The 24,369-nt window shown below is 69.6% G+C and carries 28 protein-coding genes; 21 read left to right on the top strand and 7 right to left on the bottom strand.

What is annotated here, in order from left to right; genetic code table 11:
* Window positions 1-61: 61 nt before the first annotated feature.
* Window positions 62-1,147, bottom strand: coding sequence for a hypothetical protein (locus tag Aple_RS08655; RefSeq protein ID WP_155343976.1), 1,086 nt, complete (start codon window positions 1,145-1,147; stop codon window positions 62-64).
* Window positions 1,147-1,674 (bottom strand): RNA polymerase sigma factor, encoded by a 528-nt coding sequence (locus Aple_RS08650; RefSeq protein ID WP_218038195.1) that lies wholly within the window; start codon window positions 1,672-1,674, stop codon window positions 1,147-1,149. The genes Aple_RS08655 and Aple_RS08650 overlap by 1 nt, the downstream gene beginning before the upstream one ends.
* Window positions 1,675-1,858: 184 nt before the next feature.
* On the opposite strand from Aple_RS08650, the gene Aple_RS08645 reads away from it, so the two are divergent.
* From Aple_RS08645 to Aple_RS08615, 7 genes are all read left to right on the top strand, one after another.
* Entirely contained in the window at window positions 1,859-2,695 is an 837-nt protein-coding gene (locus Aple_RS08645; protein WP_246264265.1) for a S1 family peptidase, read from the top strand.
* Between the two features lie 121 nt (window positions 2,696-2,816).
* Window positions 2,817-3,356, top strand: coding sequence for a hypothetical protein (locus Aple_RS08640; RefSeq protein ID WP_155343973.1), 540 nt, complete (start codon window positions 2,817-2,819; stop codon window positions 3,354-3,356).
* A complete protein-coding gene (locus Aple_RS08635; protein ID WP_155343972.1) occupies window positions 3,353-4,387 on the top strand; it encodes a peptidoglycan-binding protein in 1,035 nt (344 codons plus the stop codon). Before Aple_RS08640 ends, Aple_RS08635 begins: the two co-directional genes overlap by 4 nt.
* A 281-nt stretch (window positions 4,388-4,668) precedes the next feature.
* Window positions 4,669-5,331, top strand: coding sequence for an ABC transporter ATP-binding protein (locus Aple_RS08630; protein ID WP_246264263.1), 663 nt, complete (start codon window positions 4,669-4,671; stop codon window positions 5,329-5,331).
* The gene (locus Aple_RS08625) at window positions 5,324-6,514 is read left to right on the top strand and encodes an ABC transporter permease (protein WP_155343971.1); all 1,191 of its coding nucleotides are present in this window, start codon (window positions 5,324-5,326) and stop codon (window positions 6,512-6,514) included. Before Aple_RS08630 ends, Aple_RS08625 begins: the two co-directional genes overlap by 8 nt.
* Window positions 6,515-6,740: 226 nt before the next feature.
* Window positions 6,741-7,394, top strand: a complete 654-nt coding sequence (locus Aple_RS08620) for a response regulator transcription factor (protein WP_155343970.1) — start codon at window positions 6,741-6,743, stop codon at window positions 7,392-7,394.
* Complete coding sequence (locus Aple_RS08615; RefSeq protein ID WP_155343969.1) at window positions 7,391-8,626, top strand: sensor histidine kinase; 1,236 nt, start codon at window positions 7,391-7,393, stop codon at window positions 8,624-8,626. Before Aple_RS08620 ends, Aple_RS08615 begins: the two co-directional genes overlap by 4 nt.
* Before the next feature lie 366 nt (window positions 8,627-8,992).
* On the opposite strand, the gene Aple_RS08605 is transcribed toward Aple_RS08615, so the two are convergent.
* The 3 genes from Aple_RS08605 to Aple_RS08595 all read right to left on the bottom strand — a co-directional run bounded on the left by Aple_RS08605 (window position 8,993) and on the right by Aple_RS08595 (window position 11,338).
* Window positions 8,993-9,718 carry a helix-turn-helix transcriptional regulator gene (locus tag Aple_RS08605; protein WP_155343967.1) on the bottom strand — a complete coding sequence of 242 codons (726 nt, stop codon included), beginning with the start codon at window positions 9,716-9,718 and terminating at the stop codon, window positions 8,993-8,995.
* A 112-nt stretch (window positions 9,719-9,830) separates the two neighbouring features.
* The gene (locus Aple_RS08600; RefSeq protein ID WP_155344141.1) at window positions 9,831-10,286 is read right to left on the bottom strand and encodes a helix-turn-helix transcriptional regulator; all 456 of its coding nucleotides are present in this window, start codon (window positions 10,284-10,286) and stop codon (window positions 9,831-9,833) included.
* A gap of 47 nt (window positions 10,287-10,333) precedes the next feature.
* A complete protein-coding gene (locus Aple_RS08595) occupies window positions 10,334-11,338 on the bottom strand; it encodes a PHP domain-containing protein (protein WP_174889805.1) in 1,005 nt (334 codons plus the stop codon).
* Window positions 11,339-11,467: 129 nt separating this feature from the next.
* On the opposite strand from Aple_RS08595, the gene Aple_RS52755 reads away from it, so the two are divergent.
* From Aple_RS52755 to Aple_RS08570, 5 genes are all read left to right on the top strand, one after another.
* On the top strand, window positions 11,468-11,929 hold the full coding sequence (locus Aple_RS52755; RefSeq protein WP_174889804.1) for a hypothetical protein: 462 nt from the start codon (window positions 11,468-11,470) through the stop codon (window positions 11,927-11,929).
* Window positions 11,930-11,936: 7 nt separating this feature from the next.
* Complete coding sequence (locus tag Aple_RS08585) at window positions 11,937-13,097, top strand: glutathionylspermidine synthase family protein (RefSeq protein WP_155343966.1); 1,161 nt, start codon at window positions 11,937-11,939, stop codon at window positions 13,095-13,097.
* Window positions 13,098-13,118: 21 nt separating this feature from the next.
* Window positions 13,119-13,565 carry a DUF350 domain-containing protein gene (locus Aple_RS08580; protein ID WP_155343965.1) on the top strand — a complete coding sequence of 149 codons (447 nt, stop codon included), beginning with the start codon at window positions 13,119-13,121 and terminating at the stop codon, window positions 13,563-13,565.
* Window positions 13,566-13,676: 111 nt separating this feature from the next.
* Complete coding sequence (locus tag Aple_RS08575; RefSeq protein ID WP_155343964.1) at window positions 13,677-14,249, top strand: ATP-dependent Clp protease proteolytic subunit; 573 nt, start codon at window positions 13,677-13,679, stop codon at window positions 14,247-14,249.
* Between the two features lie 57 nt (window positions 14,250-14,306).
* Window positions 14,307-14,699 (top strand): VOC family protein, encoded by a 393-nt coding sequence (locus Aple_RS08570; protein ID WP_155343963.1) that lies wholly within the window; start codon window positions 14,307-14,309, stop codon window positions 14,697-14,699.
* Here Aple_RS08570 and Aple_RS08565 read toward each other — a convergent pair.
* Window positions 14,696-15,370 carry a helix-turn-helix domain-containing protein gene (locus Aple_RS08565; RefSeq protein ID WP_155343962.1) on the bottom strand — a complete coding sequence of 225 codons (675 nt, stop codon included), beginning with the start codon at window positions 15,368-15,370 and terminating at the stop codon, window positions 14,696-14,698. The two genes, Aple_RS08570 and Aple_RS08565, sit on opposite strands and share 4 nt — an antisense overlap.
* A gap of 111 nt (window positions 15,371-15,481) precedes the next feature.
* Here Aple_RS08565 and Aple_RS08560 point away from each other — a divergent pair, with 111 nt between their 5' ends.
* The 7 genes from Aple_RS08560 (at window position 15,482) to Aple_RS55485 (ending at window position 21,838) form a co-directional block, all read left to right on the top strand.
* Window positions 15,482-16,582, top strand: coding sequence for a PucR family transcriptional regulator (locus Aple_RS08560; RefSeq protein WP_155344139.1), 1,101 nt, complete (start codon window positions 15,482-15,484; stop codon window positions 16,580-16,582).
* 116 nt (window positions 16,583-16,698) lie between these two features.
* On the top strand, window positions 16,699-17,601 hold the full coding sequence (locus tag Aple_RS08555) for an ACP S-malonyltransferase (protein WP_155343961.1): 903 nt from the start codon (window positions 16,699-16,701) through the stop codon (window positions 17,599-17,601).
* Window positions 17,598-18,554: a beta-ketoacyl-ACP synthase III gene (locus Aple_RS08550; RefSeq protein WP_155343960.1), complete on the top strand. Its 957-nt coding sequence runs from the start codon at window positions 17,598-17,600 to the stop codon at window positions 18,552-18,554. The genes Aple_RS08555 and Aple_RS08550 overlap by 4 nt, the downstream gene beginning before the upstream one ends.
* A 61-nt stretch (window positions 18,555-18,615) precedes the next feature.
* A complete protein-coding gene (locus tag Aple_RS08545; protein WP_155343959.1) occupies window positions 18,616-18,855 on the top strand; it encodes an acyl carrier protein in 240 nt (79 codons plus the stop codon).
* 44 nt (window positions 18,856-18,899) lie between these two features.
* Entirely contained in the window at window positions 18,900-20,132 is a 1,233-nt protein-coding gene (gene fabF / locus Aple_RS08540) for a beta-ketoacyl-ACP synthase II (protein ID WP_155343958.1), read from the top strand.
* An 11-nt stretch (window positions 20,133-20,143) separates the two neighbouring features.
* Window positions 20,144-21,562, top strand: a complete 1,419-nt coding sequence (locus Aple_RS08535; protein ID WP_155343957.1) for an acyl-CoA carboxylase subunit beta — start codon at window positions 20,144-20,146, stop codon at window positions 21,560-21,562.
* Between the two features lie 150 nt (window positions 21,563-21,712).
* A complete protein-coding gene (locus tag Aple_RS55485) occupies window positions 21,713-21,838 on the top strand; it encodes a hypothetical protein (RefSeq protein ID WP_281361535.1) in 126 nt (41 codons plus the stop codon).
* 54 nt (window positions 21,839-21,892) lie between these two features.
* Here Aple_RS55485 and Aple_RS08530 read toward each other — a convergent pair whose 3' ends face one another.
* Window positions 21,893-22,390, bottom strand: coding sequence for a DUF3145 domain-containing protein (locus Aple_RS08530; RefSeq protein ID WP_174889803.1), 498 nt, complete (start codon window positions 22,388-22,390; stop codon window positions 21,893-21,895).
* Window positions 22,391-22,892: 502 nt separating this feature from the next.
* On the opposite strand from Aple_RS08530, the gene Aple_RS08525 reads away from it, so the two are divergent.
* Both Aple_RS08525 and Aple_RS54305 read left to right on the top strand, forming a co-directional pair.
* Entirely contained in the window at window positions 22,893-23,417 is a 525-nt protein-coding gene (locus Aple_RS08525; protein ID WP_155343956.1) for an RNA polymerase sigma factor, read from the top strand.
* Complete coding sequence (locus Aple_RS54305; protein WP_246264259.1) at window positions 23,414-24,109, top strand: hypothetical protein; 696 nt, start codon at window positions 23,414-23,416, stop codon at window positions 24,107-24,109. Before Aple_RS08525 ends, Aple_RS54305 begins: the two co-directional genes overlap by 4 nt.
* Window positions 24,110-24,369: the final 260 nt, after the last annotated feature.

Genomic DNA, 24,369 nt, shown 5'->3' with positions numbered 1-24,369 from the left:
CCCACGAGGGCGCCACCCGGCAGCGGGTGGCGCCCTCGTTGTTTTCTCAGTTGAAGGTTTCTCAGTTGAAGCAGTCGCGGTCGTTGAAGGAGGTACAGCCGGGGGGAATCGAGGGCGGGCCCTGGTCGGTCCAGCCCGCCGTGTCGATCGTGAGGCGCAGGGTGCGGTAGCGGGTCTCGACGCCGTCCATCGATGTCACCAGGTAGTTCTCGATGACGACCTCCGGCCCCACGATGAGCCGCGCCTCCTGGGTGTCGTTGTGCGAGGTCCGGCTCAGCGTCAGCACGCCGCCAGCGCCGGAGATCCGCACGCCGGGCAGCCCGGCGAGCATGCGGTACAAGCCGCCCTGGACCTGAGGGGTGATCGGCGCCCTCTCCAGCAGTTCCAGCCCGACCGTCCAGAGCCATTCGTCGACGTCCAGAGGGACCTGCGGCCCTCTCCCCGACCAGTACTCGACCAGCTGGGCCCTGAGCGCCTCCGGATCGGCGGGCAGGTCCCTGCTCCGCGTCACGCGCGGCTCGCCGGCCGGGGCGGGGCCGAGCAGGCCCAGGTACCCATTGATCGGCCCCCGGGGAACGGTCAGGACGTCCCCCTCCTTGACCAGCCCCGGCCCGCACGCCCTGTCGAGATAGGGGCAGAACTGGGGAGCGCCTATGCTCTCCCATTTCTTCCGGTCGGCGGGGTCGAGCGGAGCGGACTCCATGAAGCGCGTCTGCTGGGGCCACCGGCCTTTGGCCGGTCCGACGATGACGTCGCTGTCCCGCCAGCGCGTGTGGACATACAGCTCCTTCATCACGATGCCGTGCTGATCCAGTCCGATCCGGGCTTCCTCCAGCACCACTCGCCAGTACCGGCCGGTGGTGGGTTCGCGCTGGGCGGCCCGCTCCACCGCGGCCTCCACCGCCGCCAGCGCCACCGCCCGGTCCGAGGGCCTGGGCGGGTCCGGGTGCGCGAACAGGCGCGGCACGATCATGGAGACCGCCAGGACAGAGACGGTGGCCAGGGCCGCGATCAGGTAGACCGGCCGCCGGGGCGGCGGCGCGCCGAGCACGCGCGCCTTGACCCTGGCCGTGTGGGCCGGGTCCGGGGGCGGCACGTCCGGCATCACCGCGTCGATGAGCGCGTCGATGAGCTTGGTCTCGTTCATCAGGTCACCCCCAGTGACTTCTGCAGCTTGGCCCTGGCCCGGTTGAGGCGGGAGGCGACCGTGCCGTTCGCGATGCCCAGGGCCGCCGCGACCTCGTCGTAGCTGAGGCCTCCGTAGGCGACGAGCAGGACGACGTCGCGCTCGCCCTTCGACAGGGCGGCCAGGGCGGCGGAGAGGCGGCTGACGGTGGCGGCGGCCGTGATCCGGTCGACCACGCGCTGGTCGTGGGCGTCGTCGTCCGGGGGCGGGCCGGTGCGCGCCAGGGCGCGGTAGCGCCGCAGTTCGGAGCGGCGGTGGCGGCCGATGAGTTTGGTGGCGATGCCGTACAGCCAGGGGCGGACCGAACCCTGCGCGGGGTCGAAGCGGTGGCGCTGGCGGAACGCGATGAGGAAGGTTTCGGCGGCGAGGTCCTCCGCCACGGAGAGGTCCAGGCGCCGCCCGATATATCGGCGGATTTCCTGGTAGTGCGTGTCGAAGACGGTGCCGAACCGCTGCGGGTCGGCGACCGTGACGGCGGGGGGAATCATCGCAAGGTCTCCCTTGCCGGAAGGACAGGTCATCCCTTGTTGCCCGCACCGCCGGCACCCTTCCGAACGATCTGCCAAGTCAGTCACAAGTGATGGACAAGGGCACTCCATCACCATCGGTACCTGTGAACCTCAGGAAAATCATCGTCGCAACGGCGGCGGTCCTCGCGGTGGCGACTCCGACGTGCAGACCGGAACCACGCTGTACATCAGCGGCTTCCCTGGGCTGGTCACCAACACGCCGTTCTTCAGCCTGGAGTCCAAGCTGGAGCCCGCGCTCACGGAGGGTCCGTACAACGCCAAGCGGACCACGCAGGAAGGCGTGCCGTACATCCAGACGCAGGCGCCGTCCTATCACGGCAACTCGGGCGGGCCGGTGTTCAGCCGGGAGGGCAAGGTCGTGGGCATGCTGATCGCCGGGACGGTCAGCGAGGGCGGTGAGGCGTCGGAGAACGAGAGCTTCGTGCTGCCGGTCAGCATCGTCAAGGAGAAGCTCAACGAGAAGAACATCAAGCCGTCGGCGTCGCTCACCACCACCGAGTACAACGCCGCGCTCGACTCGTTCTTCAAGCGCCACTACGAGGAGGCGCTGCCGAAGTTCCGCGAGGTGCAGGCGCTGCACCCGAATCACCCATATGTCGCGAAATACATCACCGAATCGCAGCAGGCCATCTCCTCCGGCAAAGACGAGTCGCCGCAGCCTGTGATGTTCTGGGTGCTGGTCGGCGGGGGCGCGCTGCTCGCCGTCGTGGTCGGCCTGGTCCTGCTCATGGTGCTGCTCAAGCGCCGCAAGCGGGTGCCCGTGTCGTACGGTCACCAGTACGCGCCGCAGCATCACGTGCGGCAGCAACCGCAGCCGTACGTGTTGCCGTCCGCGCCGGTCAGCGATACCACGCAGTATGTCCGGCCCGGGTCCTACCAGCCTTACCAGCAGCAGCCGCGTGAGGCGCAGGTCGCGGATCTGGAGCGGGAGCTCGCCGAGCTGCGCCGCCAGCTGGGCAATCGGCCGCCGGGTGCCTGAAATATGCCGTGAAATGCCTGCCGTACTTCCTCGCGGCGGGCCTTTCCGGATTATCTGGTAAGAAACGCATAAACAAATTCGCTTAAGGCATGTTTAACGGCGTTCTTCTATACCTGTGCCCATGGCAGAAAAAGGACTCAGAATCGCCGCGCTCGTCGCGATCCCGCTCTTCCTGGCCTCCTGCGGGAACCAGGCCCCCGACACCGGGATCGCCTCCGCGGCCGGAGCTTCCACCGCCGCGACGGCCGCGCCGTCCCCCACCAGCAGCGGCGACCCGCTCAAGTTCGCCCAGTGCATGCGGGAGAACGGCGTCGACATGCCGGACCCGGAGCCGGGTGGCAACCAGGTGATGATCCGGCAGAAGAAGGGCCAGGAGGCGGTTACCGAAAAGGCGCTCAAGGCGTGCGAGCAGTACCGGCCGATCGTCGACGGAAAGAACGTCGACGACGGCAAGCTGCAGGATGAGATGCTGAAATTCGCACAGTGCATGCGCGACAACGGCGTCGACATGCCGGACCCGCAGGTGGACGGCGGCCGGGTGCGGATGGGCGGGCCTGGCATGGACCCGGATTCGCCCGTCTTCAAGAAGGCCGAAGAAGCCTGCCGCGACCTCGCGCCGGGCGGCGGCAAGATGGTCGGCGGCACTGGCGGCGGGAAATGACACGAGGCGGGCTGCTCGCCGGAGCCGTCGCCGTGCTCGCGCTGGCGGGCGGCGGGGTCGCGGCCTTCGCCCTGACCGGCGAGGCCGGGACACCATCGGAGTCGGCGAGCGCGGCGCCGACCGCGACCGCCGAGATCACCCGCTCCGACCTGGTCGACAGCAAGACCGTGGACGGCACGCTCGGCTACGCCGGCCGCCGCGTGCTGCCCAATCAGGCCACCGGCACCGTGACCAGGGTCAGGGCGGAGGGCACGCTGGTCCGCCGCGGCGGCTGGCTGTATTCGGTGGACGGGCGGCCGGTCTCGTTGATGTACGGATCGATTCCGATGTATCGCGCCTTGTCCTCAGGTTCCGACGGCAAGGACGTCGAGCAGCTCGAACGTAACCTGGAGGCGCTCGGGTACGAGACGGGGACGGTCGACGAGTACTTCTCGTGGGTGACCGCCCGGGCCGTACGGGAATGGCAGGACGACCGCAACCTGCCCGAGACGGGCAGCGTGGACGCGAGCCAGATCATCATCGCCTCCGGGGCGGTCAGGATCGCCGACGTCGCCGTCGAGAAGGGCGACCGGGCCGGGCAGTCGGTGGTGACCACGACCAGCACCAAGCGGGTCGTGCACATCGACCTGGCGGCCTCCGACCAGCAACTGGCCCGGCTCGGTGCCAAGGTGACCCTGGAGACCCCATCCGGCGGCACCGCGAAAGGCACGATCACCGCGATCGGCACGGTGGCCGAACCCCCCGCCCAGGAGGGCGGCGACTCCACCATCGACGTCGAGGTCACCGCCGAGGGCAAACTCGGCCGCCTCGACCAGGCCCCCGTCACCGTCGACCTCCAAAGCGAACGCCGCGAAAACGTCCTCTCGGTCCCCGTCGAAGCCCTCCTCGCCCTCCGCGAGGGCGGCTACGGCGTCCAGGTCGTCGGCACCGGAATCGTCGCCGTCGAAACGGGCCTGTTCGCCTCCGGCCAGGTCGAGATCACCGGCGAAGGCCTCACGGAGGGCATGAAAGTCGAGGTCCCCGCGACATGACCAGTGACATTGGCCGCACCCCCGGCACGGGCTCAGCTGCCTTCAACCTGCGCCTTCTCTCGTCCCTGCGTTCCTCAGTCCAGACACAGGCGCGGCCAAGCAGTGACATTGGCCGCAGCTCCGGCACGACGGGCACAGCCGCCTTCAGCCTGCGCCTTCCCTCGCCACTCCGGTCGCTACGCTCCCTGCTCTCATCAGTCCAGACCCAGGCGCGGCCAAGCAGTGACATTGGCCGCGCCTCCGGCACGGCGGGCGTCGAGGAGGCTGTTGCCGTTATCGAGTTGAACGGTGCCACCAAGACCTATCCGGGTGGCGTGCAGGCGTTGCGTGGTGTCGATTTGCGGGTCGAAAGCGGTGAGCTTGTGGCGATCGTGGGGCCTTCGGGGTCTGGGAAGTCCACCATGCTGCATCTGATCGGCACGCTTGATCGCCCTTCGTCGGGGACTGTCAGGATTGCCGGGTATGACGTGGCCGAGTTGTCGGATCGTGAGCTGTCCGCGTTGCGTTCCCGGCATATCGGGTTCGTCTTTCAGTCGTTCCATCTGGCCGACGGGTTTCCCGCGCTCGACAACGTGGCCGACGGCCTGCTGTACAGCGGGGTGCCCAGAAGGGAGCGGCGGGAGCGCGCGGCCGAGGCGCTGAAGCGGGTCGGGCTCGGGCACCGGCTCGATCATCGGCCGGCGCAGTTGTCGGGTGGGGAACGGCAGCGGGTGGCGGTCGCCCGTGCGGTGGTCGGCGAGCCGTCGCTGCTGCTGGCCGACGAGCCGACCGGCAATCTGGACTCGGCGTCAGGCGCGGACGTGCTGGACATCCTGCGCGAGCTCCACGCGGCCGGGACCACGGTCGCGATCATCACCCACGACAACGACGTGGCCGCCGCCGCGCCGCGCCGGATCCGCCTGCGGGACGGGCAGATCGTCGAGGCGGTGGGCGCGCATGGCTGACCGGCTACGGCCGGGACGGCTGGCCTGGGGCGACCAGGTCCGGGTGGGCGCCTCCGGGCTGCGCGCCCGCCCGGCCCGGGTGATCCTGTCGGCGCTGGGGATCGCGATCGGCATCGCCACCATGGTGGCCGTGGTCGGCATCTCCTCCTCCAGCAAGGCCCGCCTCCTGGCCGAACTCGACGAACTCGGCACCAACCTGCTGCGGGTGACCCCCGGCCAGACCCTGTTCGGCGACGCGGCCAACCTGCCGGCCGAGTCGCTGGCCATGGTCCGCAGGATCGGCCCCGTCCTGACGGCGGGTTCGACCGGCGACACCGGCGAGCCGGTGTTCCGCAGCGACCGCATCCCGGCCGCCCAGACCAGCGGCCTCACCGTCCGCGCCGCCTCCCTGGACCTGCTCGACTCCCTCCAGACCGCCGTACGACACGGCACCTGGCTCAACGAGGCGACGGCCGCCCAGCGCGCCGTGGTCCTCGGCTCGCTCGCCGCGCAACGGCTGGGCCTGCGGGTCGGCCACCAAGTGTGGATCAAAGGCCAGTGGTGGACGGTGACCGGCATCCTGGACAGCACGCCGCTGGCCCCGGAGATCGACAGGTCGGCCCTGATCGGCTACCCGGCCGCGGGAACCTACCTCCAGTACGAGGGCTACCCGACCACGATCTACACCCGCTCCGAGGAGACGGCCGTGACCGACGTACGGGAGGTGCTGCCGCGCACGGCCAACCCGGAACATCCGGAGGAGGTCGAGGTCAGCAGGCCGTCCGACGCGCTCTCCGCGCGGGCGGCGGCGGACAGCGCGTTCACCAACCTGCTGCTCGGCATCGGCGCGGTGGCCCTGCTGGTCGGCGGCGTCGGAGTGGCCAACACCATGGTCATCTCAGTGCTGGAACGACGCAGGGAAATCGGCCTGCGCCGCTCCCTCGGCGCGACGAAAGGCCAGGTACGCGGCCAGTTCCTGACCGAGTCGCTCCTGCTGTCCGGCCTCGGCGGAGTGGCCGGCGCACTACTCGGCACACTGGTGACGGTCGGCTACGCGGCCTGGCGCGACCTGCCCGCCGTGGTCCCCTTGTGGGCACTCGGCGGCGGTCTGGCCGCAACCCTGCTGGTCGGCACGGTGGCCGGAATCTACCCGGCGATGCGAGCCGCCCGAATGTCCCCCACACTCGCCCTGAGCACGGCCTAACACCCACGACCTGCCCGGCCGGGCAACAAGTGGCGTTGCCGAAGGCGGGCAGAGCCCGAGGAGAAACAACGGGCTGACTGAGACAACCACCGCGCCGTGGCTGTCGTTCCGCCCGACAACCACGGCGTTGACGGGGCCGGGCGGAGCCCGAGGGAAACAAAAGGGAGGGTGGGTGGGGCAAAACCGCTTAGGTCCTGTTTAACCGGCTGACGGGAGTATGTGGCCCATGCGGGTGTTGATTGCCGAGGACGAGCGGGTGCTGGCTGATGTCGTGGCGGCGGGGTTGCGCCGGGAGACCATGGCGGTGGATGTCGTCTACGACGGGGACGCCGCGCTGGAACGGGCGATGACCCACGACTACGACGTGATCGTGCTGGACCGGGACCTGCCGTCGGTGCACGGCGACGAGGTGTGCCGCCGCCTCGTCGCCGGCCGGGTGGCCGCCCGGATCATCATGCTGACCGCCTCCGGCGATCTGCGCTCCAAGGTCGAAGGGCTGACCCTCGGCGCCGACGACTACCTGCCGAAACCCTTCGACTTCCCGGAGCTGGTGGCCCGGCTGCGGGCGCTGGCCCGGCGTACCCAGCTGGCCGTGCCGCCGGTGCTGGCCCGGGCCGGGGTCACCCTCGACCCGGCCAGGCGCGAGGTCTTCAGGGACGGCAGGTATGTCGCGCTCAGCCCGAAGGAGTTCGCCGTCCTGGAGGTGCTGCTGCGCGCCGACGGCAACGTGGTCAGCGCCGAGGAACTGCTGGAGAAGGCCTGGGATGAGAACATCAGCTACTTCACCAACTCGGTCCGGGTAACCGTCATGACCCTGCGCAGGAAGCTCGGCACCCCGGCCGTCATCGAGACGGTCACCGGCGCGGGATACCGCCTGTGACCGGCCGCAAGCTGCCGGTGCGCTGGCGGCTGACCCTCGTGTACGGCACCCTGCTCTTCCTGACCACAGGCGCACTGATGATCATCAACTACCTGATGGTGCGCCAGATCCTCACCCAGCGGTTCCTGATCAAGTTGCCGCCCGCGCACAAGGCAATGATCGACACCGTGGGGCCGCCACGTCCGAACATCCTGTACATCCAGAGAATCGTCGAGGACGAGGTGGGCCGCTATGTGGACGTGGTGACCAGTTCGCTGGTCCAGTGGTCGATCCTGGCCACGGTGCTGATCGGCCTGGCCGGTCTGGCGATCGGCTGGGTGTTCGCGGGCCGCGCCCTGGCCCCCCTGCTGACCATGACCGAGACGGCCCGCCGCCTGTCCGACAGCACCCTCCACCAGCGCATCTCGATGGACGGCCCACGCGATGAGATCAAGGACCTGGCCGACACCTTCGACTCCATGCTGGAACGCCTCGACCAGGCCTTCGACACCCAGCGCCGCTTCGTCGCCAACGCCTCGCACGAACTCAAGACCCCGCTCGCCATCAACCGCGCCCTGCTCCAGGTCGGCTTCGCCGATCCGGTCGTCCCCCGGGCACTGCGCCCGATCCGGGACGAACTGCTGGCCGCCAACTCCCGCCAGGAGCAGCTCATCGAGGGCCTGCTCACGCTGGCGCACAGCGAGCGCGAGCTCACCACCCGCCAGCCCGTCGACCTGCGCGACCTGGCCCACCCCGCGCTGCTGGCCCACCATCTCCCCCGCCCCCGGACCTGCCGTCCGGCGCCCTGCGCGGGCGACGCCGTCCTGCTGGAACGCATGATCGCCAACCTGGTGGACAACGCCGTCAAGTACAACGACGAGCGCGGCGAGGTAACCGTGCGCACCGGCACGGACGCGACCACCGCCTTCATCACGGTGGAGAACACCGGCCGCCAGATCGCCCCCGCCCAGATCCCCGCCCTCTTCGAGCCGTTCCGCCGCCTAGACGCCGACCGCACCGGCTCGGCCACCGGCGCCGGCCTCGGACTCTCCATCGTCCGCGCCGTCACCCGCGCCCACGGTGGCACCGTCACCGCCACACCCCTCGAAAAGGGCGGCCTCCGGGTAACCGTCAACCTCCCCCTCGCCCGCCCCGCCCTCGACCAGGGCAGCAAACAAACCACCGACCAAACCCACCTCCCGTCCCGACCCCAGCCACAGAAAACACTCACCCCAGTCCCGGACAAAGCATGACAAGTCAGTCCGTCACCAAATCAAGCGAGCCGCACAGTCAGCACCTGGACCAGGCCGATCCCCCGCCACCCGATTCCAGCGCCACCGTCAGGAAACTCGTCCAGCGCTGATCAAGCGTGATTTGGAGCACCTAACAATGAGCAGGTTGCCGGGTTGCTTACCGTTATCCGGCGCCGTTAACGCTGGTGGCGGTTCTCGCCGCACCGGCGCCACCTCGCGCTGGCGGGCGGCGGGGTCGCGGCCTTCTCCCTGACCGGCGAGGCCGGGACACCATCGGAGTCGGCGAGCGCGGCCGCCGAGACCACCCGCTCCACCCTGTCAACAGCAAGACCATGACGGCATAGCAGCGGCATTTGATTGGTGTTCTTAGTCCAGTGCCGGATAGAGCGTGACCATGTCGGGCACGTGCGACGCGAAATCCGCCATCCGCCGCGTCGGCACCCGTTCGGCAGTGACCTCGGCCGCGCGAATGCGGTCAAGCCGGAACACCCGCACGTCATCCCGTAACCGGCACCACGCCACCAGATACCAGACCCCGCCCCGCCCGCCAACGAAGACGCCCGGCTCCACCGCCCGGCTGCTCACCGCACCCCGCACGTCGCCATATTCGATCTCCAGCACGACCCCGGCCAGCAGCGCCCCCTCGATCACGCGGGCGATCGGCCCGGCCGTGCGCGGTTCGAGCTCCTCGCGCTCCGACGTGCTGGACAACAGCTGCACCCGAGTGGCCAGCTCCCGCGCACGCTCCCCAGCGGCCGCCGGCATCGCCGCCATCAACTTCCCCATCGCGCTCCTGGCCTGATCCGCGAAAGGCTGATCACCAGAACGATTGAGCGCGATCGCGATCGCCACCGCCTCCTCCGGACTGAAGTTGAGCGGCGGCAACGACATCGACCGATCCAGCACATAACCACCGCGCCGCCCACGCTCCGCGTAGATCGGCACCTGGGCCTGCTGCAACGCCAGAATGTCCCGCTCGATCGTGCGCGCGGTCACGGCGAACCGCTCCCCCAGTTCACGCGCGGACCGGGGACGCGGCGACACCGCCCGCAGAAGTTCAACAATCGCAAAGAGCCGGTCGGTACGGTTCACACGCCGAACACTAGAACACACGACCGACAATTTCGGGTGCGGCAATGCTCCGCAGCGTGAACGCGCACAGTGGAAGCCCCACACCGTCCTGTCAGACGCTCAAAGTGCCGCCTCAGGTGGGCAAAGCCGCCGTGAGCTCCTCCATCCGCGCCTTCGAAGGCTCCGGATACCGCTCGGAGGTAAGCGTCGCACTGGTGATGCGATCCAGCCGGAACACCCGCACATCCTCACGCAACCGGCACCACGCCACCAGATACCAGTAACCACCCCGCCCGCCCAAAAAGATGCTGGGCTCCACATCACGCGTGGTGGGACCGGCCTTCCCGTCATAGTCGATACGCAGAACACGCCGCCCGGTCAGCGCACGGTCGATGGCACGCTTGATCTCCTCCGTGGGATCAATCGTGTAGCCACCGGGATCCAGCCGGATCGGCACGCCCTCATCCTGAAGGCGCGCGATATCGCGGATGATCGTGCGCTTGCTGACGCCGAGCCGGGTGCCGAGTTCCTTGGCGGACAAGGTGCCACCAACGCGTAACTCCTCAACCAGCGCCGCTCGACGATCCATGACCCCGAAGCTACGCCGGGTGACCGACAATTCCGGCCGCAACACACCTAACCCCTCGGCCACATCCCCGTGTTCACGACGCGTTCCGGTTCGATTCCGCAGAGCACGGCACGCTCACAGCCGTACCGCTGCCAGTCGAGCTGCCCAGGCGCGTGCGCGTCCGAGTCGATCGAGAACACGCAGCCCATCTCGTACGCCAAGCGCATCAACCGCTTCGGCGGATCCAGCCGATCAGGCCGCGAATTGATCTCCACAGCGACCCCGAACTGGCGGCACGCCTCAAAGACGATCTCCGCGTCGAACCGCGACTCCGGCCGCAACCCGCCACGTTTGCCCCCGGCCTTGACAATCCTCCCCGTGCAGTGACCGAGCACGTCCACATGCGGATTGGCGATGGCGGTGACCATCCGCCGAGTCATGTCATCAGCGTCCATCTTGAGCTGCGAGTGCACGCTCGCCACCACCACATCCACCTGTTCCAGCAGCTCAGCCTCCTGATCCAGCGATCCATCGGCCAGAATGTCGACCTCAATCCCCGACAACAGCCGAAACGGCGCGAGCTTCTCACCCAGCGAGGCGATCACATCCAGCTGGCGGTGCAGCCGCTCGGCCGACAGCCCGTTGGCCACGGTGAGACGCGGCGAATGGTCGGTGATCGCGAGGTACTCGTGCCCGAGGGCGATCGCGGCGGCGGCCATCTCCTCGATCGGAGAGCCGCCGTCGGACCAGTCCGAGTGACTGTGCAGGTCACCCTTGAGCGCCTGCCGCAACGAGGTCGCCGCCTCGTCCAGATCCTCGCCCGCGGTGGCCTCCAGGCGGCGCAGGTAGGTCGGCACCTGCCCGGCGAGCGCCTCGGCCACCGCCAGCGCGGTCACCTTGCCGACCCCTTTGAGCCCGGTCAGCCCGCCGTCCCGCACCAGCCGCTGAAGCTCTTCCGGCGCCAGCTCGGCGATCGTGGCCGCCGCCCCGCGAAAGGCCCGGACCCGATACGTCGGCTCCCCCGCGCGCTCCAGCAGGAACGCGATCCGTTTCAACGCCTCTACCGGATCCATGCGACGCACGCTACCGGCAAACACCGCGATGGACCGTTCCGTAACGGTACGGCTGGGAACCGCATCTAGATCTGTACCGTTTCATATCGCGACGGTAGTCTGTGCCGACCTCGAGGAACATGGAGCCTTATGGCCGAGACCGGGGACGGACGTCCCACCCCTCCTCCCTACGTCCCGCCGCCACCGCCGCCGGGGACGCCGCCCGGCATGGCGGGCCCGATGATGCCGCCGCCCCCGCCGAAGAAGAGCTTCCGCTCCACGGCCATCAAGCTCGGCGCCATCGGCGTGCTCTCCACCCTGGTGGTCGGCTTCTGCGCCGCCCAGGACAGCTACGACGAGGTGGACGCCGACTGCGTCGACATGTCCAACCCGCTCCCCGACGGCTCGTACCCACTGGTCGACGACGACTTCTGCGACGACGACTACCGGCGCTCGCACGCCGCGTACGGCTGGTACTACGGCGGCGTCCTGGTGGGCAGGCACGTCCGCGGCGGCACCACGCTCCGCCCGGCCGGCGCGCAGATCACCAGCAGGACCGGCAAGGTGGTCCAGCGCGGCGGCTTCGGCTCGCACGGCAGCAGCGGGAGCTGACCGGTCGATGAGACGGGAGACCTCGGCGCCCCGCCAGGACTGGGCGGCCACGGTCGAGTCGCAGGGGCTGGCCTACCATCGGTCGGCCCATCCCGAGGGGCTGAGCAGGCCGTACTGGGACGAGAGCGTGCACTACGTGTTCGGCATGGACGAGGTGCTCGGCCTGGAGGCGCAGGTCGAGGAGTTGCACCGGATGTGCCTGGCCGCGGTCGACTACGTGATCGCCGGGAACCGGTTCGCCGAGTTCGCCGTCCCGCCGGAGTGGCGCGAAGCGGTCGCCGACTCCTGGCGGCGCCGCGATCCGCACGTCTTCGGCCGCTTCGACCTGCGCTACGACGGCGCCGGACCGCCCAAGCTGCTGGAGTACAACGCGGACACCCCCACCAGCCTGCTGGAGAGCTCGGTGGTGCAGTGGTTCTGGCTGCAGGACGTGTTCCCCGACGACGACCAGTGGAACTCGATCCACGAACGGCTGATCGACCGGTGGAAGGCGATCGGCCCGACCTTCCCCACCGGGCCGACCCATTTCGCCTGGACGAACATGGACCAGTCAGGCGAGGAGGCGATGACGCTGGGCTACCTGCAGGAGACCGCCCAGCAGGCCGGGCTGGCCACGCTCGCGATCGCCATGGAGGACATCGGCTGGGACGCGATCAACCGCCGCTTCGTGGACGACGAATACCGGGTGATCCGCTCGCTCTGCAAGCTCTACCCCTGGGAGTGGATCGTCAGCGAGCCGTTCGGCGGCCACGCGCTGCGCCTGCAGCCGTCGATGACGTGGATCGAACCGCTCTGGAAGATGCTGCTGTCCAACAAGGCGCTGCTGGCGATCCTGTGGGAAATGTATCCCGGGCACCAGAACCTGCTGCCCGCCTACCTGGACGGCCCCCGCGACATCACCCGCTACATCCAGAAACCACTGCTCGGCCGGGAGGGCGCGTCCATGCGGGTGGTCTCCCCGGAACACGCCGTCCAGACCTCCGGCGGGTACGGCGCCGAGGGCTTCGTCTACCAGGAGTTCCAGGCGTTGCCCGACTTCGACGGCCAGCGGCCGGTCCTCGGCGCCTGGGTCGTCGAGGACGAGGCCGCCGGGCTCGGCATCCGCGAGACCTCCGGCCTGATCACCGATGACACCTCCTCCTTCGTCCCCCACCGAATCAGCGGCTAGAACAAACGGAGCACCCCCCACATGGACATCGAATCCACCTCGTTCGGCGAGGTTCTCGGCAACGGCGCGCTCGCCATCACGGCGTACGCGATCCTCGGCGTGCTGCTGCTCGTCGCCGGGTTCTACGTGATCGACCTGGCCACGCCGGGCCGGCTGAGCAAGATCATCCGGGAGGAGCGCAACCCCAACGCGACCGCGCTGACCGCCTCCGCGATGGCGGCGATCTCGCTCATCGTGGCCGCGTCGATCTTCTCCTCCGGTGGCGCGCTGCGGGAGGGCCTGATCGCGACGCTGGTCTTCGGCCTGATCGGCATCGCGGTGCAGACGGTCGGCATGATGGTCTTCGACAAGATCGCGGGCATCTCGGTCCGGGCGCTGGCCCAGGAGCCGACCCTGCAGCCGGCCACCGTGCTGCTGTCGGTCACCCACGTCGCGATCGGCCTGATCACCGCGGTGGCCGTGATCTGACCGGGCGGAATATGCCGACAGTGAAATGCGCCCCCGGCGAAACCCGCTCCCATTTCCCGCCGTTCCTTATTACCGTCGATCGGGAAACGGAATTCACGATGGGAGCGGGTCATGGCCACAGCGGGATCCCCTGAGGGCGAGCACATCAGCCGGCGGTTGCTGAGCGAGCGCATCATCGTGCTCGGGCAGGAGGTCGACGACGAGATCGCCAACCGGATCTGCTCGGAACTCCTGCTGCTGACGGCCGACGACCCGAAACGCGACATTCAGCTTTTCATCAATTCCCCGGGCGGTTCCGTGTATTCCGGAATGGCCATCTACGACGTCATGCAATACGTGCCCAACGATATCGTGACGGTGGCCATGGGAATGGCGGGCTCGATGGGCCAGTTCCTGCTCACGGCCGGGACGACCGGAAAACGATACGCGCTCCCGCACGCGCGCATCATCATGCACCAGCCGCACGGCGGCATCGGCGGCACGGCGGCGGACATCGCCATCCAGGCCGAGCAGATGCGCTACACCAAGAAACTCCTGGCCGAGCGCACCGCCTTCCACACCGGCCAGCCGCTGGAGCGGATCGAGGCAGACGCCGACCGCGACCGCTGGTTTACCGCCGAGGAGGCCAAGGAATACGGCTTCATCGACCACGTGGTGGCCACCACCGCGCACCTGCCCGCCTGAGAGCGCTGTCCGATTCGTTCAAGACCCGCGTACGGCGACGGCCGTAACGTTCGGACCATGGCTCCTACATTCAACGTCATCGGAATAGTCGTCGCCGACATGGCCCGCGCGCTGGCCTTCTACCGGCGGCTCGGGCTCGACCTCCCCGCCGAGGCCGACACCGAACCCCACGTCGAGCTAACCCTGCCCGGCGGCCTGCGCCTGGCCTGGGACACCGTCGACACGATCCGCTCCTTCGACCCCGCGTGGACCCCGCCCTCCGGCGGGTCGCGCGTGGGCCTGGCCTTCCTCTGCGCGAACCCGGCCGAGGTGGACCAGATCTACACGCAGCTCGTGGACGCCGGATACGACGGGCATCTGAAGCCCTGGGACGCGTTCTGGGGGCAGCGTTACGCCGTCGTGCACGACCCCGACGGCAACGCCGTGGATCTGTTCGCGCCGCTCGCCTAGACCAGGTCGCCGAGCGGGACCCCGGCCAGGCTGCGCACCTCGCGCGCCAGATGCGCCTGGTCGGCGTAGCCGGTGGTGGCGGCAACGTCGGCGAAGGGCCGGCCGGTTCTGGCCAGTTCGAGGGCGCGGCCCAGGCGCAGGATGCGGGCCAGCGTCTTCGGGCCGTACCCGAACGCGGTCAGGCTGAGGCGGTGCAGCCGCCGCTCGCCCAGGCCCAGCCTCGCGGCGGTGGCGGTCACGCTGGCCCCGCCGTCGAGCAGGGCGGCGACCTCGCGGACCAGGGGGTCGACGCCGTCGAGCCGTTCGCCCGCGATCTCCTCGAGTCCCGCGGCGACCGAGTCCGCGTGCCGTACCCGATCGGAGAGGCGCCGGACCTCGGCGGCGGGCCACAGGTCGGCGAGCGGGATCCGCTGGTTGCGCAGTTCGGCGGCGGGGACGCGGAGCATCGCCGGAGCCGTTCCCGGCGCGAACCGCAAACCCGTGAACGAGGCGCCCGCCGGGACCCTCGTCACGAACGCCTCGGCGTCGGGACCGGCCACCAGCAGGGTGCCCTCGGTCCAGAGCAGATCCATGCAGCCGTCCGGAAGCACGCGAAGTTCCTCTTCCTCCGACACGCCGGAGGAGCACCACAACACGGCCCCGGGGACCAGCGACGGGCGTTCCCGATACACCTCTCCAGGGTCTCACTTCGCCCGGAGGCGGCACCATCGCCAGTGACCTGGCACGCTTGTAGCGTGAATGACAGGGTCCGCGAGGACACAGCACGGCGGCTGGACCGGGCGATGGGCAGCCTCGGCACGGCCGCGATGGCGCGCATGGAGGAGCAGCTCGCCTGGTATCGAGCCCTGTCGGCCGAGGACAGGTCCTGGGTCGGTCTGGTGGCGCAGGCGGGCATCGCCGCGTTCGTGGAGTGGTTCGGCCACGCGGGCGAGGGGCGGCCCACGCCCAGCATCGAGTTCTTCGGCACCGCGCCGCGCGAGCTCAAACGCAGCGTCTCGCTGCAGCAGACCGTCGATCTGGTACGGATCGTGGTGGAGGTGGTGGAGGCCGAGGCCGACGAGCTGGCCGCTCCCGGCGGCGAGGAGCAGCTGCGCAACGCGATGCTGCGCTACACCCGCGACGTGGCCTTCGCCGCCGCCCAGGTGTATGCCCGCGAGGCCGAGGCCCGCGGCTCCTGGGACGCCCGCCTGGAAGCGCTGATCGTGGACGCGTTGGTCCGCGGCGAGGTCGACGACGGCCTGCACTCCTGGGCCGCCGCCCTCGGCTGGACCTCCGCCCCGGTCGTCGTCTTCGCCGGGTATGCCCCGGACGAGGACCCGCAGAGCGTCATCGACGGCCTGCGCGACAAGGGCCGCCGCGTCGGCCACGACCTGCTCGCGGGGGTGCAGGGCGAACGCCTGATCGTCATCGTCGGCGGCGCCGACAGCATCAAGGACGCCGCCAGGAGCGTGGTCCCCCGGTTCGCCGCGGGCCCCATCGTGATCGGCCCCGAGGTCTCCGACCTGCACGCCGCCGCCCGCTCCGCCCGCGCGGCCATCGCCGGGCTGCGCGCCGCCGCCGGCTGGCCGGACGCCCCCCGCCCGGTCCTGGCCGAGGACCTGCTGGCCGAACGAGCCATCGACGGCGACGAGGACGCCCGCGGCCAGCTGATCGAGAACGTCTTCAAACCCCTGGCCGGCACGCCCCTGCTCGACACCCTGGCCACCTACCTGGAACAGGGCACCTCGCTGGAGGCCACCGCCCGCCTGCTGTTCGTGCACCCGAACACCGTCAGGTACCGGCTACGCAAGATCACCGAGCTGACCGGCTACCAGCCGACGGAGGGAAGGTCCGCATTTACCCTGCAGGTTGGCCTGATATTGGGTCGCCTGACCGTAACCTAGCCGAATCCGAGAAATGCCGGAGAAACCTTAACTGTAGGAACCAAACAAAACCGCCCACACCAAGTTCGTGCACATCCCCATCAGTGTGGTGGACTTCTACAGGGCAGGGTTAGTGTGTGCTCGTCATCGTCGCGCCGGGACAAGGCGCCCAAACCCCAGGCTTCCTGAGTCCGTGGCTGGAGATCCCCGGCTTCCGCGACCGCCTGTCGGCGTGGTCGGAGATCGCCGGTCTCGATCTGGCCGGGTTCGGCACCACCGCGACCGCCGACGAGATCCGGGACACCGCGGTGGCCCAGCCGCTGCTGGTGGCCGCCGCCCTGGCCGCGTACGAGACGCTTTGCGTGACCCCGGATCTGGTGGCCGGGCACAGCGTGGGCGAGTTCGCCGCCGCGACCATCGCCGGGGCGCTCACCGCCGAGCAGTCGCTGACCCTGATCCGGGAGCGCGCGCAGGCGATGGCCAAGGCGGCCGCCGCCACCGCGACCGGGATGACCGCCGTGCTCGGCGGCGTGGACGTGCTCGAATCCATCGAGAAGCACGGCCTGACCCCCGCCAACGTCAACGGCGCCGGGCAGATCGTGGCCGGGGGCACGCTGGCCCAGCTGGAGGCTTTCCAGGCCGACCCGCCGCAGCGAGCCCGGCTGAGGCCGCTGTCGGTCGCGGGCGCCTTCCACACCGAGCACATGGAGCCCGCCGTCGCCCAGCTGCGCGCGGCCGCCGCCGGGATGACCCCGGCCGACCCGGCCCTGCGGCTGCTCTCCAACGCCGACGGCGCGCTGGTCGAATCCGGCGCCGACCTACTGGAGCGCCTGATCGCCCAGGTCAGCCGCCCGGTCCGGTGGGACCTGTGCATGGAGACGATGGCGGCGCGAGGCGTCACCACGATGATCGAGCTGCTGCCCGGCGGCACGCTGACGGGGCTGGCCAAACGCGGCCTGACCGGCGTGCGGACCGTGGCGCTCAAGACCCCCGAGGACCTGGAAACCGCACGAGCCGCCGCCAAGGAGGCATTGCAGTGAAGCTTCCCGCGGGCGCGCCGGGCGCGAAGGTACTGGCATTCGGGCACTACCAGCCCGCCAACGTGGTCACCAACGACGACCTCGCCAAGATCATCGAAACTAACGACGAGTGGATCCAGAGCCGGGTCGGGATCAAGGAACGACGGTTCGCCACGCCCGAGGAGTCCGAGATCGACCTGGCCGTGCAGGCCGGGGGCAAGGCGCTGGCCGCCAGCGGCCTGGGCGCCGCCGACATCGACCTGGTGATCGTGGCCAGCTGCACGCTGGAGACCCAGATCCCCAACGCCGCGGGGCGGGTCGCGCACCGGCTGGGCATCGACGCGCCGGGAGCCTACGACGTCAACGCGGCCTGCGCCGGCTTCTGCTACGCGCTGGCATCGGCCAGCGACGCCATCCGGGCCGGCTCGGCCAGGAACGTGCTGATCGTCGGGACCGAGAAGTTCACCCAGTGGGTGGACATCCAGGACCGGGCCACTTCGGTGATCTTCGCGGACGGTGCGGGCGCGGCCGTCGTGGTGCCGTCCGAGACGGCCGGCATCGGCCCGGTGGTGTGGGGCAGCGCGGGCGACAAGGCCGACGCGATCACGATCAAGGACCGGCACTCGGCGCTGCACCAGGAAGGCCAGACCGTGTTCCGCTGGGCCACCACGGCCCTTCACCCGATCGCCAAACAGGCGTGCGAGGCTGCGGGGGTGGACCCCGCCGAACTCGCCGCTTTCGTGCCCCACCAGGCCAACCTGCGCATCATCGAGGCGATCGCCCGCAAACTGGGCGCCGACAACGCGGTCGTCGCCAAGGACATCGTGCTGGCCGGCAACACCTCGGCCGCGTCCATCCCGCTCGCGCTGTCCCGCATGATCGAGCGCGGCGAGGTGCCCTCGGGCGGCCTGGCCCTGCTGCTCGGCTTCGGCGCGGGACTGACCTACGCCTCGCAGGTCATCGAGATCCCCTGAGACTTGCACGGCTCCGGCCGTGCGGAACCCCAGAAAACCACCCTGAAGGAGATACAGCGACATGGCAGTGACCGAGCAGGAGATCCTCGCGGGCCTCGGCAAGATCATCAATGAGATCACCGGCATCCCGGCCTCGGACGTGACCCCGGAGAAGAGCTTCGTGGACGACCTCGACATCGACTCGCTGTCCATGGTCGAGATCGCGGTGGCGGCCCAGGACGAGTTCGGCGCGGAGATCCCCGACGACCAGCTCAAGCACCTGAAGACCGTCAAGGACGTCGTCAACTTCATCCAGGGCTGAGCTGACCCAGTCCGGCCGCAGCGAGTAATGAGGAGTGCAGACAAGTGAGTACAGACCGGGTGCGTGTCGTTGTCACCGGGCTCGGCGCGACCACGCCCCTCGGTGGAGACGTCGCCTCGACCTGGTCGGCGCTCCTCGACGGGCGGTCGGGCGTTCGGCCCCTCACCGAGGACTGGGTCGACTCCGTGCCGGTGAAGTTCGCCGGGCGGGTCGCCGTCGAACCGGGCGAGGTTCTCCCCAGGCCGGAGGCCAGGCGGCTGGACCGGGCCGAGCAGTTCGCGCTGATCGCCTCGCGTGAGGCCTGGCGGGACGCGGGCGCCCCCGAGGTCGAGCCGACCAGGCTGGGCGTCGTCGTGGGCAGCGGGATCGGCGGTATCACCACGATCCTCGACGCGTACGACACGTTCAAGGAGAAGGGCTGGACCCGCCTGTCTCCGTTCACCGTGCCCATGCTCATGCCCAACGGCTCGGCCGGCTGGATCGGCATCGACATCGGCGCCAAGGGCGGCGTGCACGCCACCGTCAGCGCCTGCGCCACCGGCGCGGAAGCCATCGGGTACGGCATCGACATGATCAGGTCCGGCCGGTGCGACGTGGTCGTGGCGGGCGGCGCCGAGGCGGCCATCCACCCGCTGAACATCGGGTCGTTCGCCGCGATGCGCGCCATGTCCACCCGCAACGACGAGCCGCAGCGCGCGTCCCGGCCGTTCGACAAGGGCCGGGACGGGTTCGTGCTCGGCGAGGGCGCCGGCATCGTCGTGCTGGAGTCCGAGGAGCACGCCAGGGCGCGCGGCGCGAAGGTCTACGCGGTGGCCGCGGGAGTCGGATACTCCTCCGACGCCCACCACATCGCGCAGCCGGAGCCGAGCGGCGCGGGCGTCCAGCTGGCGATGCACCGGGTGCTCGCCGACGCCGGGCTGTCCGGCGCCGACATCAGGCACGTCAACGCGCACGCAACGTCCACCCCCGCGGGTGACGTGGTCGAGACCATCGCGATCAAGGAGTCCATCGGGGCGCACCCGATCGTCACCGCGACCAAGTCGATGACCGGCCACCTGCTCGGCGGCGCGGGCGGCATCGAGTCCATCTTCACCATCCTGGCGCTCAACGACCGGATCGCCCCGCCCACCATCAACGTGGACGACCTCGACGACGGCGTCGAAGTGGACATCGCGCGCGGCGAACCGCGCAAGCTCCCCGACGGGCAGATCGCCGCGGTCAACAACTCCTTCGGGTTCGGCGGGCACAACGTCGCCGTCGCCTTCACCACGCTTTGAGAGGCACGCAGATGACGGTTGTCGACAACAGGATGGTGACCCCGTCCTCCGATCAGGAGGCCGCGGATCCCCGCGATCCCCAGGTCCGGCTCGGCCACCTCCTCGACGAGGGCTCGATCCGGCCGATCTCGCCCGAGGACAAGAGCGGCGTGTTCGCCGTGACCGGTCGCATCGAGGGCGTTCCCGTGGTTGCCTTCTGCAGTGACGCCCGGGTGCAGGGCGGCGCGATGGGCAGCGAGGGCTGCGAGCACATCGTGCACGCCTACGACGTGGCGGTCCGCGAGCGCGTGCCGATCATCGGGGTCTGGCACTCCGGCGGGGCCCGGCTGGCCGAAGGCGTGGAGTCGCTGCACGCCGTCGGCCGGGTGTTCGCCGCGATGACCAAGGCCTCCGGCGTCGTCCCGCAGATCTCCGTCGTCGTCGGCGCCGCCGCCGGTGGCGCCGCCTACGGCCCCGCGCTCACCGACATCGTCGTCCTGGCCGACCAGGGCCGCATCTTCGTCACCGGCCCCGACGTGGTGCGCAGCGTCACCGGCGAGCAGATCGACATGGCCGCGCTAGGCGGCCCCGAGCCGCACAGCAAGCGCAGCGGCGTCGTGCACGTGGTCACCAAGACCGAGGCCGATGCCCTGCTGCGGGCCCGTGAGCTGGCCAGCCTGCTCGGCCACCAGGGCCGGGTGCGCTCGGTCGAGGAGGTCGACTTCTCCGCCCTGCTGCCCGACAACCCGCGCCGCGCCTACGACGTGCACCCGCTGATCAACGGTCTGCTGGACGACCCCGGTGTCGAGCTCCACCCCAAGTGGGCTCCCAACATCGTCACCACCCTCGGCCGCCTCGGCGGCCGCACGGTCGGCGTCGTCGCCAACAACCCGATGCGCCTCGGCGGCTGCCTCGACTCCGCCTCCGCCGAAAAAGCCGCCCGTTTTGTACGGATGTGTGATGCTTTCGGGGTCCCTCTGATCGTTCTCGTCGACGTGCCCGGCTACCTTCCCGGTGTCGGCCAGGAACACGACGGCGTGGTCCGCCGCGGCGCCAAGCTCCTGCACGCCTTCGCCGAAGCCTCGGTCCCGCGCATCACCCTGGTGACCCGCAAGGCGTACGGCGGCGCCTACATCGCGATGAACTCCCGCTCCCTGGGCGCCACCCGCGTCTTCGCCTGGCCCACCGCCGTGCTGGCCGTGATGGGCGCGGTGGCCGCCATCCGCATCCTCAAACGCCGCGAACTGGCCGCCGCCCCCGAGGAAGAGCGCTCAGAACTCGAAGCCCGCCTCGCCGAGGAACACGAGAAGGTCGCCGGCGGCCTCTCCCGCGCGGTGGACCTCGGCGTCGTCGACGAGGTAATCGAACCCAGCCAGACCCGAGGCGCCATCGCCAAGGTCCTGGCCCAGGCCACCCCCGCCCGCGGCGCGCACGGCAACATCCCGCTGTAATCACTCGCGAGAAGGCGCCCGAGCAACACGCCCCGGGCGCCTTCTCGCGTTCCTCACTCGATCGTGGACGGCGCGGGCGGAGGGGCGGGAACGTAGTCGTCGAAGACGACGTGCGCGCTGACCGCCTGTGTCCTGAACATCGTGGTCAGCGTGGCGGTCACGATGCTGCTGCGAGCTGTCGGCCTGCCGAGGGGCGTCGACCGCACCTTGCCTGCGGACTACCACATGGACGCCGGGGATCCGCAGGTCGATCCCATCCGGGAGCTCACCCGCTGATCCGGCGTGGCGGGCTCAACTACCCGAGCCCGCCATGATCACCCTTCTCGGCGGTTAGACGGCGGCGTGGAGCCAGCGGACAGGCGCTCCCTCACCGGCGTAGCGGAAGGATTCGAGCTCCTCGTCCCACTGCTTGCCAAGCAGGCGATCGAGCTCGTCCTCCAGGACGGCACGCCCCTGGGCGGCCATCAGCATGACGTTACGGAGACGGTCCTCAGGGATCTGGATGTCCCCGCTTGCGCCGATAACCGCCGTGTACGCCCCCAGGGTGGGGGTGTAGGCATGTCGGGAGCCGTCCACGCCCGGCGAGGCGTCCTCGGTGATCTCGAAGCGGATGCGCTGCCACCCCATGAGCGATGAAGTGATCGCCGCCGCCGTACCCGCGCGACCCTCCCATTCCGCCTGGGCGCGCAAAGCGCCGGGCGCGGCGGGCTGAGGGGTCCACGTCAGGTCGACGGGAACGCCAAGAACGCCTGCGACAGCCCACTCAATGTGCGGGCACAGCGCAGGCTGAGCCGAGTGGACGTACAGCACGCCACGAGCAGCAGCCACCGGACCTCCCGTTTCGTACGAGGTGCGCCTTCCCCAACGGCCTCATACTGGGATGATCACAAGTGACTCTAGGAGAGACTACCGTCCGTCGCGGCGAGGCACCAGACCAGAGTCATACCTAATCACACTTGACAACGCTGTGGATTCATCGAACCACAGAGAGTTAAACACAAACCCTGGCCCACCAAACGGAAAACCCCCAGGTAGCACCCACCCCGCCCCGATCCACTCAACCGAGATCCCCACTCCACCCCAAATCCGGCCATCTTCACCCGACCACCCAACCCTGACCGAAATTCTCACGCCGATCCCAAATCCTGCCCCTTCGCCCCCGATCACCCGGGCGAGATTCTCATATCGGCATCGTCGCCCCACCCACACCGTTCCGAGCACCAGGGGGCCTGGCAATTCGCCGATCGGAGGATCGTGGTCGCACCCACTGGATAGAGTGCTCACGCAACGCTTATCCGTCAGTGCGGACAGTAGCCAGGAAAGTGGTGCCATGCCTCAAGAGACGTCTTTGCCCGCTCTCGATGAGACCGCCTGGAAGGATCTGGTCTCCCGGTTCGACGGCCGGATGTGGGCGGTGGCCAGGGCCTGTGGCCTGAGCGCCACCGATGCGGCCGACGCGGTTCAAGGCGCGTGGCTGCGCCTCGTCGAAAGCTACGACCGGATCCGCGATCCAAGCCGGATCGGCGCGTGGCTGATCACCACCACCCGGCACGAGGCCTTCCGCCTCTCCCGCAAAACCCGCAACGAACACCCGGTCGAACTCCCCGACCTAGGCGACCCCAGCGTCCCCGACCCATCCACCGCCGTCGTCGACGCCGAGTACGGCCGCCACGTCTGGGCCCGCGCCGCCACCCTGGACGAACCCTGCCGCACCCTGTTACGCCTCTTCGCCCTGAACCCCGACGCCCGCTACGCCCAGATCGCCGCCCGCATGAACATGCCCCTCGGCAGCGTCGGCGCCACCCGAACCCGCTGCGAATCCCGCCTCCGCGCCCTCCTGGAGGAGTCCCCGTGACCAAAGAACCCGAGGACCACTCAACCCCAGAGGCCCGCTCAGCCCCGGACGGCCACGCAACTCCGGACGGTCAGCCAACCCCAGGGGATCACCCAACCCCGGACGACCACGCAACCCCGGACGACCACGCAACCCCGGACGACCACGCAACCCCGGACGACCACGCAACCCCGGACGGCCACGCAACCCCGGACGGCCACGCAACCCCACAGGGTCGCCCAACCCGGGAAGGCCATCCAATAGCAGAAGGCCGGTCCACCTACGTCCTGGCGGCCATGCGCCTCGCCTCCGGAGCCGACCCGATCCCCAGCCGCGTCACTGCCGACGCCCTGGCCGCATTCACCCTCCGCCTGCCCGGCTCGATCATCGCCACCCCCACCGACGTGGCCGCCGCCTCCGGAGCCCGCTCCGGAGGCGAACCCCAGCGCCACCGCTTCACCACCGAAACCCTGACCATCGACGTCGAACTAGCCCACACCAATGGCCGCCTCGAAGTAGCTGGCCACCTCACCCCCACCCCAACCCCCGACTCCTGGATCGAAATCCGCACCCCTCACGTCAGCAAGATCCGCGTCCCATCCCCCGACGGCCACTTCGCCGCAACCGGCCTCCCACCCGGCTGGCTCAGCCTCGTCTACCACCACCCCGAAAACCCCCCCATCGCCACCCGCTGGCTCCGAGCCCGCCCCTAACCCCGCCAACGCGTCCCCCATCAACCCGGCACGCAGCCCCCCACCCACGAGAGCGTCGAATTGACCGGACACAACTCCCAGGTGCCCCAACCAGACGCCGAGAAGGCCGTCCCCGCCAACAAGGGAGAACAGCCAGGCACACCGAAGGAACCGACTGGGCGCGACCCCCACATCCGCCATCAGGAGGTTGGGGAGGGCGTTGATGGGACGGGGTTGGTTGGTCGGGCGATGAGGGCGGTTGAGCTGGCGGGGCGGGATCC

Origin of the sequence: Acrocarpospora pleiomorpha (genome assembly GCF_009687885.1) — a bacterium.
Lineage (GTDB): Bacteria > Actinomycetota > Actinomycetes > Streptosporangiales > Streptosporangiaceae > Acrocarpospora > Acrocarpospora pleiomorpha.
The sequence above is the reverse complement of the archived record's forward strand: the minus strand, read 5'-3'. Positions and strand labels throughout refer to the sequence as shown.